The organism is Gardnerella vaginalis (assembly GCF_001546455.1).
In the GTDB taxonomy this organism is placed as follows: Bacteria; Actinomycetota; Actinomycetes; order Actinomycetales; family Bifidobacteriaceae; genus Bifidobacterium; species Bifidobacterium vaginale_B.
Genome location: NZ_KQ956810.1, coordinates 36,159 through 58,173 on the forward strand (window position 1 = coordinate 36,159; position 22,015 = coordinate 58,173).

At 40.9% G+C, this 22,015-nt stretch carries 15 protein-coding genes, 1 tRNA gene and 1 pseudogene; 3 read left to right on the plus strand and 14 right to left on the minus strand.

Annotated features, from left to right (window positions below; translation table 11 throughout):
- The first annotated feature begins 115 nt into the window (after positions 1-115).
- A tRNA-Ser gene (locus tag HMPREF3216_RS01125) sits at positions 116-200 on the plus strand.
- A gap of 77 nt (positions 201-277) precedes the next feature.
- Here the strand turns inward: HMPREF3216_RS01125 and rfbB are convergent.
- The 13 genes from rfbB to HMPREF3216_RS01190 form a co-directional block, all read right to left on the minus strand.
- Positions 278-1,369: a dTDP-glucose 4,6-dehydratase gene (gene rfbB / locus HMPREF3216_RS01130; protein ID WP_060786560.1), complete on the minus strand. Its 1,092-nt coding sequence runs from the start codon at positions 1,367-1,369 to the stop codon at positions 278-280.
- Positions 1,370-1,451: 82 nt separating this feature from the next.
- Complete coding sequence (locus tag HMPREF3216_RS01135; protein ID WP_060786561.1) at positions 1,452-2,198, minus strand: NUDIX hydrolase; 747 nt, start codon at positions 2,196-2,198, stop codon at positions 1,452-1,454.
- A gap of 97 nt (positions 2,199-2,295) precedes the next feature.
- Positions 2,296-4,146, minus strand: a complete 1,851-nt coding sequence (locus HMPREF3216_RS01140) for a hypothetical protein (RefSeq protein ID WP_060786562.1) — start codon at positions 4,144-4,146, stop codon at positions 2,296-2,298.
- A gap of 22 nt (positions 4,147-4,168) precedes the next feature.
- Positions 4,169-5,416, minus strand: a complete 1,248-nt coding sequence (locus tag HMPREF3216_RS01145; RefSeq protein ID WP_196485416.1) for a UDP-galactopyranose/dTDP-fucopyranose mutase family protein — start codon at positions 5,414-5,416, stop codon at positions 4,169-4,171.
- A gap of 136 nt (positions 5,417-5,552) precedes the next feature.
- The gene (locus tag HMPREF3216_RS01150) at positions 5,553-6,518 is read right to left on the minus strand and encodes a glycosyltransferase family 2 protein (protein WP_060786564.1); all 966 of its coding nucleotides are present in this window, start codon (positions 6,516-6,518) and stop codon (positions 5,553-5,555) included.
- Complete coding sequence (locus HMPREF3216_RS01155; protein WP_060786565.1) at positions 6,506-8,269, minus strand: glycosyltransferase; 1,764 nt, start codon at positions 8,267-8,269, stop codon at positions 6,506-6,508. Before HMPREF3216_RS01155 ends, HMPREF3216_RS01150 begins: the two co-directional genes overlap by 13 nt.
- A 77-nt stretch (positions 8,270-8,346) precedes the next feature.
- On the minus strand, positions 8,347-9,645 hold the full coding sequence (locus HMPREF3216_RS01160; protein ID WP_060786566.1) for an ABC transporter ATP-binding protein: 1,299 nt from the start codon (positions 9,643-9,645) through the stop codon (positions 8,347-8,349).
- Entirely contained in the window at positions 9,645-10,490 is an 846-nt protein-coding gene (locus tag HMPREF3216_RS01165) for an ABC transporter permease (RefSeq protein ID WP_060786567.1), read from the minus strand. Before HMPREF3216_RS01165 ends, HMPREF3216_RS01160 begins: the two co-directional genes overlap by 1 nt.
- A gap of 23 nt (positions 10,491-10,513) precedes the next feature.
- Complete coding sequence (locus tag HMPREF3216_RS01170; RefSeq protein ID WP_060786568.1) at positions 10,514-11,794, minus strand: acyltransferase family protein; 1,281 nt, start codon at positions 11,792-11,794, stop codon at positions 10,514-10,516.
- A gap of 82 nt (positions 11,795-11,876) precedes the next feature.
- Positions 11,877-14,240 (minus strand): hypothetical protein, encoded by a 2,364-nt coding sequence (locus tag HMPREF3216_RS01175; RefSeq protein ID WP_230953842.1) that lies wholly within the window; start codon positions 14,238-14,240, stop codon positions 11,877-11,879.
- The gene (locus tag HMPREF3216_RS01180; RefSeq protein WP_060786570.1) at positions 14,237-15,391 is read right to left on the minus strand and encodes a LicD family protein; all 1,155 of its coding nucleotides are present in this window, start codon (positions 15,389-15,391) and stop codon (positions 14,237-14,239) included. Before HMPREF3216_RS01180 ends, HMPREF3216_RS01175 begins: the two co-directional genes overlap by 4 nt.
- 100 nt (positions 15,392-15,491) lie before the next feature.
- Positions 15,492-16,430 carry a DMT family transporter gene (locus HMPREF3216_RS01185; protein ID WP_060786571.1) on the minus strand — a complete coding sequence of 313 codons (939 nt, stop codon included), beginning with the start codon at positions 16,428-16,430 and terminating at the stop codon, positions 15,492-15,494.
- A 4-nt stretch (positions 16,431-16,434) separates the two neighbouring features.
- Positions 16,435-18,276: a phosphotransferase gene (locus HMPREF3216_RS01190; RefSeq protein WP_060786572.1), complete on the minus strand. Its 1,842-nt coding sequence runs from the start codon at positions 18,274-18,276 to the stop codon at positions 16,435-16,437.
- A 259-nt stretch (positions 18,277-18,535) separates the two neighbouring features.
- Between HMPREF3216_RS01190 and HMPREF3216_RS01195 the strand changes: the two genes are divergently transcribed.
- Positions 18,536-19,468, plus strand: a complete 933-nt coding sequence (locus HMPREF3216_RS01195; protein WP_060786573.1) for a glycosyltransferase family 2 protein — start codon at positions 18,536-18,538, stop codon at positions 19,466-19,468.
- Between the two features lie 27 nt (positions 19,469-19,495).
- Positions 19,496-21,655, plus strand: coding sequence for a hypothetical protein (locus HMPREF3216_RS01200; protein ID WP_060786574.1), 2,160 nt, complete (start codon positions 19,496-19,498; stop codon positions 21,653-21,655).
- Here the strand turns inward: HMPREF3216_RS01200 and HMPREF3216_RS06600 are convergent.
- A pseudogene (locus tag HMPREF3216_RS06600) lies at positions 21,641-22,015 on the minus strand (glycosyl hydrolase); the annotation flags it as partial. The gene HMPREF3216_RS01200 and the pseudogene HMPREF3216_RS06600 sit on opposite strands and share 15 nt — an antisense overlap.

A 22,015-nucleotide genomic window follows, 5' to 3' on the forward strand; every position in this document is an offset into this window, starting at 1 on the left:
GCTTCTCAAGCGAAAAGGCAGGTCGTCGCGCAACGCGCGATTTGGCATTATCCGCACACTATGTTATCTTATTTAAGTTGTCTTTCGTTATGCGCTTTAGCACAATGATTGACGTGGAGAATTCGCCTAGTGGTCTATGGCGCACGCTTGGAAAGCGTGTTGGTGTAACAGCCTCACGAGTTCGAATCTCGTATTCTCCGCGAGTAGGGTTTCTAGCCAATCGCTAGAAGCCCTTTTTTCATGCCGATTACCCCGATTACCCCGATTACCCCGCATCTCAATGCCCAGAAGCGGCGTAATGCTGCTCAACCTGGTTTTTTATTGGCTCCCACAAATCAACGTTTGCAGCATACCAGTCAATTGTCTCTTGTAAATTCTGCCGCATATCTAAATGCTTAGCGCTCCACCCAAGTTGCGTGCGTATTTTAGACGCATCAAGCGCATAACGCTTATCTTCCCCAGGTCGCTCATTAACATTCATTATGCACGACTCAGTCTTACCCATTATTGTTAGCAACATTTTTAACAGACTTATATTATTCATCTCGCACTGCGCTCCAATAATGTATGTTTCACAAATTGTTCCACGAACCAGCACTTGCCAAATCGCATCGCAATTATCTTCAACATAAATCCAATCTCGCACAGAATCGCCTTTACCATAAAGTTTTACAGGCATATTGCAGATTATGTTTGTAATTTGACGAGGAATAAACTTTTCAATATGCTGACGAGGGCCATAATTATTGCCACTGTTAGAAATAGTTGCTCTCAATCCATACGTTCTGCACCATGCGCGAACTAAATGATCACTAGCTGCTTTACTTGCAGAATATGGACTTGATGGCCTGTACGGACTATTTTCGTTAAAACGCTCGCGACTATTTAGCGGCAAATCTCCATACACTTCGTCTGTGCTTACATGATGAAAACGAATATCATATTTTCGAGCAGAATTAAGCAACACGTATGTGCCATAAATGTTTGTGCTCATAAAAGGATCAAAGTATTCAATCGCATTATCGTTGTGTGATTCTGCAGCAAAATGCACAATCGCATCTATTGCAGGCAAAGCATTACCTGAATCAGTTTTATGCAAAGAACAAGGATTAAGCAATTGATCAACTAAATTAGAATCACGAACATCGCCATGAATAAAAGCATAACGATTGTTTTTAAAATCACTAGGCAGCCCGCGCAAATTATTTATATTGCCAGCATATGTAAGTGAATCAAGCACGCTAACAGCAACATCTGGATGATATTTTGCAATATAATGCACAAAATTTGATCCTATAAATCCAGCACCGCCTGTAACCAGTATGTGCGACGGGCAAAATTCATTATGCTCTTTACTGTTGGCACACATTTCCACAACACCTTTTGACCAAATTTAAACTTTAAATCAACAATCTTTAAATCAACAATAAGCCTAATAAAATCACCGTTTATTATTGCAGCAAATTATTATTACAGTAAATACACCACGCAGCTAAAGTAATCCCATCGTCGATTTTGTTATTCTTAATCATATTTACAATCTCATCGAAAGAAAACCAGCATAAATTACTTAGTTCCCAATCGGTTTCGAAGTTTTTTTCGGCGTCTATTTTCGCACCTTCTTCAGCACCTTCTTCAACATCTTCTATAGCGCAGGGAATTGAAATATCTGCAACAGCAATATCTCCACAAATAATTCCTGTATCGGCATAAATTTTCTGCAAAATAGTAACATGTGAATAATTTTTTATACCAGTTTCTTCACGCAATTCACGCAATGCAGTTTCCACAGGATTTTCGCCCAACATTCCCATTCCACGAGGAAATTCCCAATGCCATTTTTTTGTGCTAATACGCCAATGACGCGCAAGCAGATATTCATTATTGTTTATTAAACCATTGCGCACACTTTGATTGACTTCACTAGAATTTTGTAAAACATCATTGCGCGTAGAACATCTATCTTTGGATTTTCTGCTAACAATACAAACCGCACCAGTAACTTTATTAGCCGTAGAAACAGTATACATGCGAAGCTTTTTACCATCTTTGCGCACAGTTACATTTTGGCAATTAACTGTAAAATCGGCACTTTTTTCATCTTGATATATAACTTTTTGATTGCCTTCTAGTATAAGCGGAGGCTCATCGTCAATAATATTTTTACCATTAATTAACGAGTCAATATTCTCACTCATATTTATCACCAACTAATTGATAATTACTTTCTTATTTTTCTAGCAGCAGATATAAACCACGTACAATACAAAATTCGATTCCACTAGAGCATAATCATTAGGACGCAAAGAACACAATTGTTTTACACGCTGTATGAGTACGCTTTATCCAGTTAAACATATTTAACGCTTCTGGAAGGATTGAAACAATCCAGCTAATCAAAATAATAAAATACACTGGAATTGAACTATCGTTAAACAAAGCCTTGTCGCATAATACAGATATAAAAGCAAACAAAACAACGCCGATAAAGCCTTTAAAAATGTCTTTTCTATCTTTTTCAATATCATCATCTTCTTTAGCTTTATCAACTAAATAAGCAATATTTAATCCATATTTCTTCTGTTTTTTAAATGATGTTTGCGGGCCGCATGCGCGCCACTTTTTTATAGCAGTTTGCGACCTATAGCAAAAATTAGCAAATACAGAATTAGGCATTCCGCCTATAACAGACGTAATTTCTCCAGCTAACGCAATTGATTCTTTTGGATTACATTTGCAATAAAAATTAAAAATCGATTTATGGCCATCTGCCAATTTTTTACCGCTATTGGCATCATATTTGTATGCAACTTGAGCATATGAATTTTCTTTAGCATTTACAGTTGTCATATATGCATCAAGCGTCATTGATATTGCTCTTAAATAAACAAACTGATACCAATCTTTAAGAATTTTTTGAGTGCAATATTTATTCGTTTTGGAATTAGAATCCAATGATTCATCTTCCACTGCACTATTTTTAGAAGTAGATTCAAGTATGACTTTATTAAAATCTTCTAATCTTTTACTTTCTTCATCAATAAAATTAAAAGCTTTTGAACGACCACAGTATTCAGAATCTGCAAGTTTTAAAATAATATCTTCAAAAGACTTATACTGCTCCATTAAGGTATTGCTACTTTTAGAATGACCTTTATTCGCACTAATCTTTTGCAATGCACTAAGCCTTATGGCTTCTTCTTTACATGCGTTTAATATGATTTTTGAATTTTTTTCAGCTAGAGATACAAAAATACCTTTAAATTTTTCAAAATTTTCGTTCTTCTCGTATTTTACTAAGCCATTTTCACAAGCCTCAATCCACTCATACCACCTTTGCGCAAGAAAATCATATTTACCGAAGGATTTTGATTCATCTTTACCTAAATCATGTTTTTCAAAAATTTCCTCAAATGCATCCGCTACCGATTGCACTTGTTTTTTAACACAATCTAAAGAAACATCACCTTTAGCAATATTTAGATTACGAGTTAGTTTTTTACAAATATCTGGATTATTTTCTACAGTCTCTTTTGATAATGTTTTACCAAAAATGCAATATTTTAACGGTCTTAGACTATAAGAACTTTCACCATTTTCCAAACCATTTTCTGCTTTAACATTTTTAACAGTGAAAAAACTGAGGAATGATTCAAATACATTACTTCCTCTTCCTCGAATTATTATTGAAGGATTACGGCTGTACGAAAATGAATCATTAAACACACTAGACTCGTTAGAATCATCTTGCTCTACTACATTAGTCAACATATCTGCAATATCTTTTGGACCAAAGAGTAGGAAAAATATGCCATCAAAAAGCTCTGCGTCAGTAATTAGAATATGCGGAGAATATAAATAAGCAGTGCGAATTATTCCAGCAAAATAATTACGTATTTTAGGGTATCTGTGTAAAAGTGAATGTACTTTGTAGTTAGTTTTGCCAATCCACAAATTGTCAAAACTAACTACATTATTTTTAGATTCACTAATATCTTTATTATTCCAAGAATCAGAATTAATCTGTTTTACAATATCGCTCCACACAACTGCTTGTTCTGTGGAATCAAAATTAGAAACAGTTGTCATACGAGTTTTTTGTATTAGTTCTTTAGACTCATCTGCTTTCTTAGAATCATGTAACATATTCCTATTATAAAAACGAATATTACAAATTGGCAGAAGAATCAAGCAAAGGCGCAACTTGCGATTCGTAAGCGTTTAACGCCATGTCAATTACATTGTGCATGTCGTAGTAGCTGTACGTACCAAGCCTTCCGCCAAAAACAGTGCGAGGCTCCTCCGCCGCAAGCTGTGCATAGCGCGCATACAAGGCTTTATCTTCCTCGGTGTTTACAGGGTAATAAGGCTCATCCTCGCGAGTTGCAGCGCGAGAATACTCCTGCCAAACAACAGTCTCCCCAGCTTTAACGCTTTTGCCTGGCACAAAATCAGCTTCACCACTAGTCTCGCCAGCATCGCAGCCAGCATCCACGCCAACTTCCCCACGCTCTGGATTAAAGTTCTTAAACTCAATCGCGCGCGTAAACGGAACATCTGCATCTGAATAATTCATAACAGGGCAGCCAAAGTGGTCGTTCTCTTTGTAGCGCACTTCTTTAAAATCAACGGTACGCCACTTTAACTCGCCAAGCGCGTAGTCAAAATACCTATCAACCGGCCCCGTATAAACCACTGGCACTCCAGCTTCCGCCAACGCGCGCTTGTTAAACGGCTGCGATTCGTTGAAAAAGTCCACGCCAAGCGAAACATGAATTAGCGGATTATCAATCATTCGCTGCATCCAAGCTGTGTATCCGTCTGTAGGCAAGCCCTCCCAAGTGTCTTTAAAATAGCGATTATTGTAGTTAAATCGCACAGGCAAGCGCTTAATAATTCCAGCAGGCAGCTTAGAAGGATCCGTTTGCCACTGTTTTGCCGTGTAATTCTTAATAAACGCCTCGTAAAGCGGACGCCCAATTAGGCTAATACCCTTATCGTTTAGATTTTGCGGGTCTTTGCCAGCCAGCTCACCCGCCTGGCTTTCAATAAGCGCCTTTGCTTCTTCTGGCGTGTAGTGAGCGTGGAAGAACTGATTAATTGTACCCAAGTTGATTGGCAGCGGGTAAACTTCGCCGTCATGCGTTGCATAAACGCGATGCACGTAGTTAGTAAAAGACGTAAAACGATTCACATAATCCCACACGCGCTTGTTGCTGGTGTGGAAAAGATGCGCGCCGTACTTGTGAATTTCAATTCCCGTTCGCTCGTCAAAATACGAGTAAGCGTTGCCGCCAATGTGATTACGCACATCAATAATCTCAACGCGAGCGCCAGCGCGTTCTGCCGCCTGCTGCGCCACGGTTAGGCCAAATAAGCCCGCTCCAACAACCACTAAATCTGGGTATTCTTGCAACTTTGCATTAGATTTTTCATTAGACTTTGCATTAGACTTTGCATTATTATTTTCGCTCATTTTGCTTTCCTGTACGTTGCTTTCCTGTAATACGTTGCTTTCTTGTAATACGTTTTACTTGGCTTGTTTATTCTGCTTACTTGGCTTGTTTATTTTGCGGGAAATCCACTTTTGGATTAAAACTGATTGCTTTAAGCATTTGCTTAATCATTCTAATCTTAAGATTGCGCTCTACACGGCCACGCCTCATTTGCCTAATCACATTTGCACAGAACAGCAAATACTTTGCTTTGCCTTCGTGGTGAAGCCTGTAAGACGCCTGATTTCGCACTCCGTAGGCAAATTTCCATGCGTTTTTTTGATCAATCATCGTAAAGTTTACGCCCTTGTTTGCTCCCATATCGTGTACAATCACGCTATCTAGCACTTGCACGCCTGGGCATACGCGAGTTATACGCAAAGTATATTCCGCATCATCAAACCAAATAAAATACTCTTTAAATGGCAATCCATACTTTTCCATAACCCAACGAGGTATAAGAACGGAAACAAACGAGCAACTTGTTACCATAACAAGATTATTAAAGCCCTTAGCAATAAGCCTACCCCAATCCCAAGTTGGAACAGGATTGTTCATTTCGCAGATTGATCCATCCACAAACTTAACCATTGAGCAGGCGTATGGAACATCTGGACCAAGCTGATCAACCGCACTGTTAAAGCCATTAAGTAAATTCTCTAGAGCTTTAGGCTGTGGGTAGCCATCATCGTCAAAAATCCAAACAAAATCGGCGCCCAACTCATAGCCCTTGCGCATTCCTGCAGAAAATCCGCCCGCTCCGCCAACGTTTTCTGGCAGAGTAACAACATTAAGATTAATCCTATCTTTCATAGAAAAATCGCGAGCAAATTCTTCCAAATATTTTGCAGTTCCGTCTGTAGAAGCATTGTTAACAATAATCAACTGATCTGGAACACGCGTTTGGGACTGCAACGACTCTAATACCGTTTTTAATTTTTCTAACCTGTTAAAAGTCACTACAACAGCCGCAACATTAATGCTATCTTTTGTTTTGCTGGCGTCCAACATTACTTGCTCCATTCTTCAAATAACTTAGTGAATAACGTTTCGGCAGATTCGAGTTTTGCAAACAGACTCAAATTATTAACTTCTTCCTTCCACAATAGTGAACGATACGAATCGTCTTCTAGTATTTTGCACAATTCTTTTACAGATGCTTTAACAAAACTAGACGTCATTCTTGGCAATAGAGCACAAGGCGGAATAACGGTTTTTTGCGAGCCAACGTCTGTTGAAAGAACTGGAACTCCGCAAGACAAAGCCTCAATGGTTGTAAGAGTAATTCCTTCGTTTACCGAACTTATTAAAAGCACGTCGGCATCATCGTAAGTTTTTTGCGCTGGAATACTCATAGACCTACGCTCAATAACATTTTCAAGATGATATCTAGATATAAGCTCTGTTACAAAAGTATCTAAATCGCCATCTCCATGCAAAATAAAGTGGAATTTTCCTGGATACTTTTTGTTTAAAGCTTTTGCAACAAGAACGAATGCCTCAGGGCGCTTTTGCCTTGCGACTCTTCCCACAAACGCAACGTTTATAATATTCTTATTTTTTCTAGACGATACGCAACTGCAGCTCTTGCTTGTAGTAAGACCAATAAGAGGAGCGTCTATAATCTTGGATGATTCAATTCCATGCACATTATGCAGCCAATTTTCTAGCTGCGGAGAAATAACATGATGCAAGTCAATCCAATTATCGTGAGTTAAAGCCTCATGTGGATAACCACCTCTATTTATGTATTCAACAATATGAAGAGAATCAACAATATGCGTATTTGGGAAGAATTTTTTAACCCACCAAATGTGGTCATAAAGCCACTGGCAATGGTGGATTGCAATACCCCTAATATCAAATTGTTCAAATAATGATCTTAAAAGCGGAACATCTCCCCAACATTCTTTAGCAGGAGGAGTAAGCGGCAAAACAAGAGCATCATCACAAAAATCTTTTGTAATCCACGGCTGGTGACTATCTCGATCAGCAATCACAATCGGCAAAAAACCAGCTTTTTTGGCTATTCTTATTGTTTCTACAGCCCATCTTTCTGCTCCTCCAGCCTGAAGCCAGTGCACGCCAATAATAATAGCCTTTCTAGCACCTTCAACTCTTTTAGAAGGCGAAACACACTCTAGCAAATTAGGAACACCGTTGGTTTTGCTAGCATTCTTTAGATTTTTAGAGCAAACTTTTCCACTCTTAGCAGCATTTCGCTGACTACTATTTGCAATTCCTTCAAACAGCTTTTGATTCCAAGGATTGTACGCTAAAACAGGCTTTTTTGAATCATACTCACGCTTTCTTCGCAGCACTTCTCTAACAATGTCAAAGGCTGAAGGCGCGTAAAGCTCACACTCTTTATAAATCCTCTGCTTTAAAGTATCGGATTTGCAATAATTCATAACGTCGTCGTCTGTTGCGTCATCTGGAGTTAGCAAAAGATACCTAATGTCATTATCTTGTATAAGTTTTCCTTCATTCCAGATTTCTTTTGTATATTCGCTTTGCGTTGTAACAGTTGACTGAGCGCTAAAAGTAAAAATCGGCTTTAATCCAGCGCTTTTTGTGCAAACGCCATTAAAAACTGAAAAATCAGCCAATCGCGGATACTGCCATTTTTGACCCATGTAAACTTGATATTGCAAAGTTCTAGACGGTGCAGTTAGTGAATGATAGTTTATAGCGCCCACAATAAGCCTGCGTTGACGCTCGCTTAAAGAGTCTATAAACTGCTTTGCTTTTTCATCTACTTTAAAAAGATTCATTCCCAAATACCCTTAATTTTAGCTTGTTTTTTGTTATAAGTCTTTGTTAAACACGTGTAAGCTAACTACAAATAAGGCTAACATTTATAATGCTTTAAGCAAGTGAAAGTCATAGCATTGTCATTTAAGAGCGCATACTCACGGTTTCGACTATCTCTTACAGCAAACATGCACGAATTATTGTCGTTAGTAAACGCAATCATGTCGGTGTCGTCTGGATCCGTCGCGCTCCTTGTGCGCAAGGAGGCTACGAGCTTAAATTCGCCATTATTTAAGATTTTAAGCGGCACTTCAAATTCAGCACGCTGACGACCTTCACCTTCTAACTCAATGGTGTCTCCACCAGTGTCATACGCAATTCCACCACGCTTTATGTCATGCATTGCCACAGCTATAAAGTATTTTCCAGGTTCGTTGAACTCGTATTCTACAGCAAAACGGAATGTTTCATTACAGTTGAGCAGCTGCTTGCTAATTGGCACAATGCGCATAAACGGTACACGCTTGTTTAAGCCGATAGGATATCCGTCAGCACTATTGTTGTTCTTTTTGTTGGAAAGATTTTCCAGAGTATAACGATTTGCAACGTCGTCTTTATCTCCGCTAACAATAACTTCGCCATCTTTAATAAGAACTGCTTTATTGCAATATTTCTTTACAGCATTCATATCGTGAGTAACAAGAATAACTGTTTTGTTAGCATCTTTTTTGACTTTTGCAAAATACGCATCGCACTTGCGCTGGAAAGCCTCATCTCCAACTGCAAGAACTTCGTCTAGAACAAGAATATCTCCCTGAGCTTGAATTGCTACAGAGAAAGCTAAACGCACCTGCATGCCCGAAGAATAGTTTTTAAGCTTTTGATCCATAAACTCTTCGAGTTCTGCAAAACGAACAATATCGTCATACATGTTTTCAATTTGCGCGCTTGTAAATCCTAGCAATGCGCCGTTTAAAAACACGTTTTCGCGACCAGTTAATTCTGGATTAAACCCCACTCCAAGCTCAATAAATGGCACTAATTTGCCATTTACGCTTATTCTGCCAGAATCTGGAACATAGATTCCAGAAATAAGCTTAAGCAAAGTGGACTTTCCACTTCCATTGCGGCCAACTATGCCAAAGAAGTCGCCTTTGCGCACTTTAAAATTAATATCGCGCAGAACATGCTGTTCTTTGTATCCTTTAATTCCGCGCGTCCAATTAATAAACGCCTGCTTTAGTCCACTTGCCTGCTCTGTTGGTAGTTTAAAATATTTTCCAACATGATCAACAGAAAGCACAACTGGGCGAGATTCGTCTTCTTGAATATCTTCTTTAATATCTTCTTGAATATCTTGCACTGCTTTAGTATTTTCTAAATTGACTTCGCTCATTACATCACCTCAGCAAACTTACGATTGCACTTGCGGAACGTGTATACGCCAAGTACGCACAAAAGTACAGTTAGCACTACTGGAACCATCATTAATAGCGGGGATCCAACAAGACTCCAAACAGTAGGCTGAGTTAAAGGAGCTACAAGATTGTGGCGCAAATCTTGAATACATTGTGCAATAGGGTTAAGTAATTGCACTTTTGCAATAACCGTTCCCCACTTTCCTAAAGAGTTATTACCAATCACCATGCTTAGAGGGTAAATAATTGGCATTGAGTAAAACAGCACTTGTTGAACAACATCCCACAAATGTGCAATATCTCTAAAATACACGTACATTGTAGAAAGAAGCAGGGTTATTCCTAGCGCAAGCACGTAAAGTTGAATACAATTAAGCGGCACTAGCAGCAGCCACCATGTAAATTGCACACCCGAGCATATTGCAAAAATAATAACAACAACAAGATTTATTGCAAAACTTATTAACGCTCCAACGGTTGCTGAAACCACCACAATGTAGTTAGGAAAATGGATTTTACGCAGCAAATCTCCACGGTCTACCACCGCACGCAAACCAATCGAAGTGGCCTCGCCAAAGAACTGCCATGCGCTAATGCCAAGCAAAAGCACAACTGGATAGGTGGGCGTGCCATCCGACATTCGCAAAAACTTTGCAAACACTGCATACATTACGCAAAACAGCATGAGTGGGCGCAAAACCGACCACGCAACGCCCAAGAAGGAGCCTTGGTAGCGCAACTTAAAGTCTGTTTTTACTAATTCTTTAAGAACCACCCACGAATAGTGGTATCTTGCGCGCAACTTATCTACAATGTTTTTCACAAGATATATATTTTATCAGTTAGTTACTCCATTTTGGATTGTGAATCCATTTTGTACACAGAACATACGCAATTGGCGACATGCTCCAACGTTAGCGCAATTCTGTTAGAAAGCGGTTTAATAACAAGATCTATTACAACTGCCACAACTGAAAGTGCTGCATACGTACAAATTAAAGTAATCGCGTAAAGTAGCACTATGAGTGCGCTTGAGGAAGTTGTAGGAAGCATCCACGCCACAAACGTCCACAACGCTACAAAAATAAACATGTGCTCGTGAAGAAGGTATACTCCGAAAGTTGCTTTGGAAACGCGCAAAATTACGGTTCTTGCTAGTCCTTTAATTCGCAGCATATTTATTCGGTGTACGAGAATGAAAATACACATTGCAATAATCATTGGCAGTATTCCAATGCCGCCGTGGACCTGCTGATTCCACGTAAGAACTCGCACAAACTTATTCCCGGACGAAGCAATGTAGTCGAAAGCAAGCATAAGAACAGTAGATATTGCTACGCACGCACAAAGTCGCTTTGTAGTAAGTTTTTTTATTCCGATACCGTACTGCGCAATAAAAGCTCCGGCTAAATATCCAAAAATTGCGTAAATAATGTCATTCCAAGTATAATTTTTGCCAAAATATAGCGGAATAAGTGAGATTGACGCAAGAAGTACCAGCAACATAGCATGATCGCGCTGAGTCATATGACTTATAAGAATGTTGATAAAAGGCATGAACATAAGCATGATTAAGTACGCGCTCATGAACCAGTAGCTTCGATAGGTAAATGGCGTCACGTTCCACAACAGCGTGTAGGCAAGTTCTTTTCCGTGAAGTAAGTTGCTTAAATTTTCTGGAAGTAAGCCAAAGCAGTCCGCTATGAAGGTTACCGCCAGCACGATAATGCAGTATAAGAACATTTGCGCCCACGCTGCAAAAACGCGTCGGTAGCGGAAGGTTTTGCGACATAAAAAGTAGCCGGAAATAATAAAGAAGATTGAGACACCAACTTGACCATATTGTACGACTAAGAATTTAAGTGCTGAACGCAAGCCTGGAGCTGGCAAAAGTTCCATATTGAAACTGTGCGCGCGAATGTTCAAATGTATGATCATGTGGCAGGCCACAATCATAAGCATTGCAATAATTCGCAAGACTTCAACTTGCAGGTCTTTTTGCGCGCCATTTTGCGCGCCATTTTGCAGATTTTTGCTAGATTGTAATGCCTCTTGAGATTGCGTTTCCGCTTGAGCTTGTGCAGAAGACGCTACTTCTTGCACTGGTTGTTTTTGTTCTACTACCATATTTTCTTCTTCAAAATTTTCTTCTTCAAATTATTTGAATTGTAATTTACCAATAATAACCAAATTGCAACTTATTCGTTTTTTACATAAGTGGCGAGAACCAGGATTCAATACTTCTGTATATGCTCGGCCTAGTGCCTTGAAGGTCCGAGTATCGTCCGTTGGCAAGTAGGTTTAATGAACACAAGCCAACGCTGGAAATCACCAGAATAATCAATACTTTATGCATTAATTTAAAGTTGGTTTGCGAAGTAAACTCCTCGTCTGGTTCGTCGACACAACCAGAAGGAATGTCAACCATGTGTACGCAAGACGAAACTTTGTCTACAAGACTTGCAATCACCATAATTGCGCACAACGCTAGCAGCCATCCAAAATCACTAAAGTACCTGCTTGAAATTCCTACTACTTCCGCGTCTAATACCATAAGCAGTATCGCTAACGTTAAGCCGAGCGTAAAGAATCCTGCAAGCTGCTTTTTACGTAATTGTTGCTTTACTGCTGGGTACAGCACTACGGCTGCACATACAGGAGAGTAAGCGAGTAAGCCGCCAAAGAATGGCTCCATAATTATTTGCCCGTGGAACATTGATGGCAGCACGGATTGTTCCATAAACGGAAATACTGGCGTAATAGTAATCGGCTGGAACAGATACATCCATACTCCCCATGGGATTCGCGCCCAAGAGTAGGAACGGTGAACCATGTCAAAACCTGTGAGATTGTAGGTTGCACCAAAATCTAGTGGAGAGCCGAAACGCGCGTAGTTATACCAGCAGGCGACTAAGCCTATAAGAATCATTGGTGCTATTACGCATATAGTATTGATTACACTACTTCGTTTGAAAGCAAAAAATAGACGATACTTTACGATTTCTTCCTTAAAAATTACGAAAGCAAACAGCGACGACAGAATAAATTGCGGCCTACACCCTAGGTTTAGTGCAATACATACTGCTCCCAGAATTAGTAGCAACTTTCGTAAGTACGGTGTTTCAGATTGGGCACTTTGCACAGTTCGCGCTTGTAGCCACAATCCCAGTCCTAAGCAGGTGAAACACAATGATGAGAGCATAGGAAGAGAATATATTTGCGGCAGATACGCCTGAATTAGCACTCCGCTGGACATAAGCATAATGAGATGCGACAGCACTAGGAAGCCGAAAGATCGCTTTGGGAAGAAGCGTCGAAGTAGCTGCACCATAAGATACAGTGAAGCAATTGCGAAAGCTACAGCAAAAAAGGCGACGGCATAATCTGTGCGCAAATCGTGGCCAGTAAGCACTTTGAACGGCACAAAAAGTAACAATGCCGGAAGTGCGCCGAAGTAAGTAAAGTAGTGGCTTCCGTGGAACGCATAGTCCCAGTAGGTTGGTTGACCAGTTTTTATCGACATAGCATAGCGCGCGCCTGCGTCGTAAGGGTTGCTCATATTTGGCAGCCAGTCAGGAACTGGCAGATCCAAGTAAAGGTGACCTTTGATCAGGCTGTTGGCGAGGTGATTGTATTGGTTGGCATCACATATAAAGCCTCCGTTATTACACACACCCGCAGTAAACATGTGTTGAGTACCAGTAATTTTCGTTACTCCAACAAGTATTGCGCACTGCACTAGCACTAACGCAACAAGCCACAACTGCTGTTTGCGCACGCGCAAATCAAGCGCTTCTTTATAAATGCGCGAACGCGGAGCCAACACGTATATAACGTAAGCGATTAGCAACAAAATCACTACGCGAACAAGTGAAATATGTAACGGTCTACGCTGATTCAACGCAAGGTTAGCAATTGTAAAAGAATCACCTTTTTGAAGATTAGTGCTTAAACGCAAACCCGCAACTTTATCAACCGCATGCACGCGCACATACTTCGTATCGTTCACATTAGACGTAACTGGCTGAGACGCAACTTGAATATAGGAAGTACTGTTGCCGCCATCTAACACATACACAGCAATATCGAGCGTGCGAGTACGAGGCGAGCGCATATCGACGTAAATGTTATTTATTTGAGAAGGCTGAGCGTAATGCAATTGTATGTATTGATCGTTTTTGCCAGTAACTGTGTACACGTCGCCATGACGAATCAAACCAGCACCGGTTGAAACGCTCTGAACAGGAGTTGAGTTGAATCGTGCCGATTCGATTGCTGGAAAGTTGAACCATACAAGCTCCAGTAGAAGCACAATAATAAGCGGCATAATTAGCGATATACGTCGTAAAATGGAACGCACAGCTCGAGCACAATCGCAACCGTACTGTAGTGCACTGCTTATTACGCTGCTTATTGCACTACCAGCCATCGTTACGTTTCTTTCTGCCGTTACACTATTTGCAGAAGTTGCATTACCGTTACTATTGCTTGTATCGCCCATATGCACACCTGTTAATTCCTTCGTACTATTGCCATTCTTAACGTTACCATTTTGTAGTGTTACATAACTCACTCAAGTCTGCCACAATCGACAACATACGGATTTGAACAAATATCCTGCTTGATTACATCGTCAATATGACTGTTATGCAATGATTCACAGTCAACATGACGGAAGTGCGTAATAATATCCGACGGCAGCTGATAAATATCACCATACACGCGTTCCAGAATATTTTCCGACAACTGCGGTATAGCAACAGAAAAATCTTCAAAAGTTGCCATTTTTACTGGAAACATTTCGGCACATTGTGCAATATACAAATTCTCAGCATCAACATTATCCAAACCGTACACCACGTTGCGCGCGCAAGAATTACTCACAACAAGCCCCTGGTTTACAGCCTTCTTTTGGAAACTCTGAAAAATCTGTTCAATCTCAGCAGTGTATTCGCCGCCCTGTTCAACATAACCGCGGTCAAGCCATGTGTTGAAAAAAGTCTGCGAACGCAACTCTTGCTGCAAATCCTTACGCAAAGACACAAAACTCTGCTGCTGTTCAGACGTCAAATCAGGCGCGTAATCGTAGAAGAAAATATCCAAAAAACAAGGATTACTATTATTCGCGTAACGGAACCGCAACTGACGGCAGCACACGTACGGATCGTACACGAGCACCGCACGGTAGCGCGCGCGCAACGCAGCATCCTCGCGCAACATTGTCAGCAGCTTATCGATATCCTCTCGCATCATACCCAAGTCAACATCGTCATCCCAAGGAATAAACCCACGATGACGCACGCAACCGAGCAGCGTACCAAAATCAGCCCAATACTGAAGATTATGCTGCTGCGCAATCTGCGCAAACTCGCTCAGCAGCGACGCACAACCCCGTTGTATAACGCGCATAGAACCTGTAGCTTTCGGCAAACTAAGGAAGAAACGCTTATGCGCATCCACACTACTTTCGCCATCTTTCCTATAGTTTGACCAAGCCATAATCGAAGACTGCTCGCGATTCGTCAAAATCTCCGTGCGCAACGACTTCTCAACGTTACGCTGCTCAACTTCAAGATGAGCGCAGCGAGCGTCGACACATTCTTGCAATCGAGAAATTTGCGTTTGAATAGCGCTCAGTTGCTCTCGCACTTCCACAATAGAGCGTTTTGACGAAGGGAGTCTGCCTATTATCCAACTCACTATGCGACGTAACGGCGAAACCATAAGTTCACTACTCCCTCATTATTTAAAAACATACTTGCTATAGCGTACTGCTATAAACTGTTGCCACAATGCAATACAGGTTTATCATACTCCGTTGCGATTATTTTTCGGAAGCCACCACTACCGTACCCGCAATTATCACCACGCAACAAGCCCACGCAATAAGCGGAGGAATCGTTTGAGAAAGCAACGCTGCCGCAATCATGCTCCACACAGCATAAGTAATATTTCCAGCCATAGCGCGCGTCGCACCAACCTGAGCAATACCACGGTAGTAGCACAAGTAGGAAGCAGTACCAAGTAACGCTATAAATATAGCTAACGCAATAAAGCCTGCTGATTGCATAATCTTTACGCTAAAAACCGGCAGTATCGTACATAACGGCACAATAAGTAAGGCGTACGACAGTGCGGAAACAGTTTCGCGCACGTGCAGCATCACTTCGTCATCCACGCTTTGCTTTCTGGTAGCCCACGCACAGGCAACGGCTTCACTTCCCCAACCGATAACGCTAAAAACAGCCGCAATCAAACCCAAGACTATACTGCCCACAGAGGCGACAGTTGCGGTTGAAGATTCCGCGCAAGAACAGTAGCCAAGCACTCCTACCGCAATAAGTGTTACAGCAAAAGCACAGTATTTCAACGCACTTAAGCGTTCTCGTAACACAATAGAAGAAAGTACTATGCCAAAAGCTGGATACAATGCGGAAATCGCAGCAGCGTAACCAGCGCCAATATTACTTGCCGCAATAGCATAACCAGTCATACCTATTGGGCCTCCAAGAAGCGAACTCAAAACAATAGGCACAATCAATTTCACGCGCTTACAAAGAGCAACAGTTTCGCGCAACTTTGAACGACAAGCCATATAAATCCACAATATTACAGCACACACAACGTCGTGAACGCAAGCACCAACAACACCCACATACCATACTGCAGAAGGCGTTAAGCCGTGTACGGATAACGCAACCAATACCGCAAGCAAAGCAGTATCAAGTCCCCAAAACAGTCCGCTTATTAAGGAATATTTCATAAAATCACACCTTTTCTACAGAGCCTGAGGATTCGGCAGAACTGGCAAATCTGGCACCGTATTCACTCGAAGCGCGATTAATGTAACGTTTCGCATAATGGTAATACAAATAACGACAGTCACCTACGGGCTCCCCCTCAGCCTCTTTTACCAGCGACCACAAATACCAACACCACCCCGCAAAACCAACGTATGCTATGCAATGACGACGCTCATCGCAAGTAGGATTGCGCCCAAAATACTCCACTAAAACCGCGTCAAACTCCTGCTCATTAAGTTCGTCAGACACGCACAACGTACCCAAATCCTGCGCATAATCCGACATCCCCGCATACTCCCAATCAATCAGATGGTAGCATCCAGCAACATCCACAAGCACATTCGCACCCAACACATCGTTGTGTGCCAAGCAAATTTTTTGACAAGCATCTTTACTCACACACTCATACAACCAATTGACCTTATTAAGCAAGGCGTCAGCACCCTCAGGCAATGCAACACTACGAGCGCACAAATCGCGCAAATAACGCTGAGACTCCTTATAAAAATCGAACCGTCTACTCACCGTAGCACCACTGTTATGAAGCTTACGAATCAGACGCATACCTTCGCGCAAATCGCCAGAATCGTGAAAATCAGCAATACGACAGTCTTTCAAAAAATGTGAGATTTTCCAACCACACTTCGGATCAGCCGCAACCAACGTACCATCCAAACCGAGGCGCTGCGCCGCATGCAAAGCCTCATACTCAGCCTTGCGATTCACCAACACATCCGTACCAACCCCTGGATGACGGTACACATACTCGCTAGAGCCAACCGTAAAATGACAAGAAAGATTCGTCAAACCATTTTTCAACGGGTACACGTCGCGAATATCCGTCTTCTTACAACCGAGCACCTTAACGATGCGGTCAAAAACTTCACTGTCAACATTTTCCAAAAACAGCGGATCAAACTCGCGAAGCTCATCTAACGAATCGAACTCGTGAATAATCGGCGGATCGTAGCGGCGCATGCGCATATCAAGCTCATCTAAATGCTCAATCAAGACGTCTTCCCACAGCTTGCCAGCAGTCTGCGGCAAATCATATTCCGCACGCAAAATTCGCACAAACTTAGCCGAAAATTCGCTGTCAAAATACACGTGACCAATCATGTACCACGCATCACTGCCACCAATAGTTACCGAAGTAATGCGATCGTGCGCGCCAACACTCATACACCACTCTTTAGTGCGGCCCTGCTGATATTGCGCAGAATAGTAAGCCTTCCACACGTATGGTTCAAAAGGATTTTCGTCGAAATAATTGTCGGAAGAACAAATATACGTGTTACTTAAAAGATGAGCAACAGCCATGATTGAACTGTTGTTGTTGCGCTCACGATATTCCTTATTTGGCACGATTTTTACGCAAAAATCGCCTTTAGTAAACTTGTCTTCCAAATAGAAGAATCGTTCCTGCTTGTAGCCAACCACCACGCTAATATCTTTAATTCCCACCGCTTGCAATTGGCGAATTTGACGCTCAATAAGCACCTCCCCACGCACGGTAATAAGACCTTTGGGAAGCTCGTACGAAATCGGAGAAAAACGTGATGAAAGCCCTGCTGCCATAATAACAGCATTGTGTACACGATATGGTTCAAGTACTGTAAGACCTTTTGCTGTAACTTCACCATTAACAACAAACCCATGCTGAATAGCATCGCGTAACGCACTATTGACTGTGCCTAATGAAAGCTTCGTACGCTCAGCTATAGTACGTTGATTACTTCCTGGCAAACGTTGCAATGCTGATATTACAGCAAATTCATTATGAGTTAATGCTGAATATGCTTCCATAACAGTGTCTCCATGCACTAGTCGAGGTGCATACTGATAGCTTTATACATTTTGTTGCATTGGTATAGCATGCACAAAGGTGTTCAAAAATAATTATTATTAGTTTATTTTGAACATTTGACACTTTTTGCAGCATGCAACTTTTGTAAACAAGCGCACAATCCACAATAATGAGTAAAATAACATTGACGTGCCAGTAACTAAAAAGGTTGTTTAAAACCCAAAGCACACGCCATTTACCGTTATGAAGGGATATATTATGACTTCTGTCGCAGTGTTGCTGCCGTGCTATAACGAGGCAATCACCATTGAAAAAGTTGTTAAAGACTTTAAGGCGGCACTTCCAGAAGCAACAATATACGTATACGACAATAATTCAACAGACGAAACTGCTAGCATTGCCACAAAAGCAGGAGCGGTGGTTCGTAAAGAGCCAAGACAAGGCAAAGGCAATGTTATACGCGCAATGTTCCAAGACATAGACGCAGACGTATACGTAATGGCAGATGGCGACGACACATACCCAGCAGAAGCTGCTCCAAAAATGGTTGCAAAAATCGTTGAAGGCTACGATATGGTTATTGGAGACCGCTTAAGCTCAACATATTTTCAAGAAAACAAGCGACCATTCCACAACTTTGGAAATCGCCTAGTGCGCGGCGCAATAAACACACTTTTTAGCGCAAAAGTCACGGATATAATGACGGGATATCGCGCTTTTTCATTTACATTTGTAAAAACATATCCAGTGCTTTCGCGCGGATTTGAAGTTGAAACAGAAATGACAATTCATTCTCTTAACAACAATCTAAAGCTGTACGAAATGCCAATCCAATATAGGGATCGCCCGCAAGGCTCGGTTAGCAAATTAGATACCGTTGGAGACGGAATCCGCGTACTTTCTACAATCTTCCACATGATTCGCGAATACAAACCAATGCCATTTTTTGGCACTCTAGGCGTGCTAATCACATTATGCGGATTAGGGGCATGCATGCTGCCATTTATAGAGTTTTGGCGCACACATTTAGTAACACGCTTCCCTACGCTAATTGGCGCCGTAATGCTGATTATAGCTGGATTGCTTCTGTTTATTGCAGGAATAATATTAGATATTCTTGCTAAGAATGATCGCAAGCAATTTATTGAGCAAGTTAACCTATTTGATTATCTAAAAAGAAATAAAAAATAAATAGAAAATAAATAGAAAGTAATAAGAGTGCAAAGCTTTATAGATAGCAATCCTAAGCTAAAAAATTATTTTCCATATATAGTGTGTTTTATTGTAAGCGGGCTAATAACGCTAGCATTCTTTAGCAATATATTCCAAGCTTATGGCCCAGGGTTTAAAACACAAAATATAAGCTTAAGCACGGTAAAAACAGCAAAAGCGGAAAGTACAAACCAATCGCTTGAACGCGCAAAATACAATAAAGACGGCATACACATACCTAAAAGTGGCGCAGACATAGAATTTACAAACCTAAATGCGCATAGCAAAACATTAGAGATTTCGCTACAACAGACAAAACCAGTTTATTACGTAACTGGAAGCGTAGAATTAGAAGACTTTGGTATAGCTCCTGGATACGCTTTGGCAAGCCGATTCAAAATAACAACTGGAAAATTTAACACCACTCAAGTGCGCTTAGAAAGTCACGGAAAACTAAATAAAATAAAGCTACACTTTAATGGAACTCCAAGCGGAATCGTAGTTCAAAAAATAACAATCAACCCAAAGTACAATCTGCATGTCAATTACGCAAAATGGGCAATATTGTTTATATTTGGATCCGCAATAATAACAATACGTAAGAAAAAATGGCATAAAATAGCCTACAATCAAAGCAATAGAGTTCAAAACATAATCTTTTGGATTGTATGTGCAATAGTAACTGGATTCTCCCTTTATATTTGGCTTCGCTTAAACACTTATAATCGAATACGTGTTCCATTCGCCTACAATACATACGATTTTATAGACGGAAACCCATATACAGAGCAGCTAAAAGCTTGGAAACAAAACTCACTCTCTTTGCTACAAGACCCACCAAAGGGATTATTGCATTCAGCAAACCCATTTAGCATTGGCAAAAGAATGCAATTAGTGCGCGAGGGAACTCCTGCAATATGGGATGTTGTGCTGCATAATGGCAAATATTATTGCTACTTTGGAATAGTACCGTTTATTTTAACTTATTTGCCGTTTAACGCTTTGTTCCCAGCTTGGATGCCGAGCGCAATAATGGTAACAACATTATTTGCAGCAATTACAATACCAGTACTGTTTGCATTGTGGAAAGAAATAATAACATTCTTTGAAATACAAATAAACTACTGTTCAATGCTTCTTATAGCTGCAGCATTGCCATTCGCATGCCTTATCTTCTATCTGCAAGCATCTGCATCGATTTACTACATGCCTATGGTAAGCGCAATGCTATTTGGAGCATTATTTGTGTATGCATCACTAAAAGCTGTAAGACTTAAAAACAGCGTTGCACAATACGCCCTATTTGCTTTAGCTGGATTAAGCTTAGCTTTGCAATGCGGTTGTAGACCAAATTCTTGCATTTCCACAGTTGCGTTTATAGCCCCACTGTTTATTGCACTACTATTTAACAACTCTAGGAGCATAATCAATAGAGCTGGCGCTGCAATAAGCTTCTTGACGCCTGCAATAGCTGGGTTTGCTGGAATCTTAGTATATAACTACTTGCGTTTTGGTTCATTCTTTAACTTTGGCAACGAAGAACAATTAACAAACTTTGACTTGCGATTTAATCGTATAACCTTTGACCCTCTAAAAATCAAAGACATGTTAATAAACTTCTTTATAAAGCCACCAAGCATAGATACGGACTTCCCGTATATTACAATAACCAACTCAAACATTTCGGATTATGGAAATAGTTTCTTTAATCACATGACACTTGGTCTGCTATCAATACCACTTATTTGGGGCATTTTCTTAATAAGACGCAAGTACATGCAAAAAATCGAATACATAATGTGCTTAAGCGGAATAACATTCTCGATTATGTTAATCTACGTAAACTACTGCTTAGGCGGTAGCCTTTACCGTTATTATTGCGATTCAATAATAATTCTTATGCTTATTGCTTCGATTGGGTTTGCTAGAAGAAATTGCTCAGCTAATCAAAATGCACAATTGCAATTAAATAAAGAAAATGCATGCAACAATGAGTTGAATGGTCAAAAGTCTATTCAAACTCTAATCGTTGCATGCACTACAGTAACAATCGTATTAGGATTCTTGCTTGTATTTGCAAATCACACAGAATCAGCAAACGAAATACAATACACGAATCCAGATGCTTTTGTTGAATGGAGCCAAAGGCTATCAGTGGGCTTCTAGAACACCCTTCTGGCACTTTTGACGCCATAAGCCATTGCCGTCATTATGTTCGTCTTCTACAGGAGCGCCAAGCTTTTCGAAGCCACCGCGCTTGTAGTAATCCTTGCGAAGATTGAACATTACAACTCGCTTAGTGTTTCGGCCTTGAGTCCAAACGTCGCCGTTCTGGCAGCGCTGACGCCACCAGCCGTCTCCCATATTCTCCTCGGAAGCAACAGGAGCACCAAGCCAGCCAGCACCGCCGTGATTATAATATGAACTTCTAAGCTCATACTGAATCACAAGCTTTTTGTCTGTTCCTTGAGTCCAAACATCACCATTCTGGCAGCGCTGACGCCACCAGCCGCCACCCATATTCTC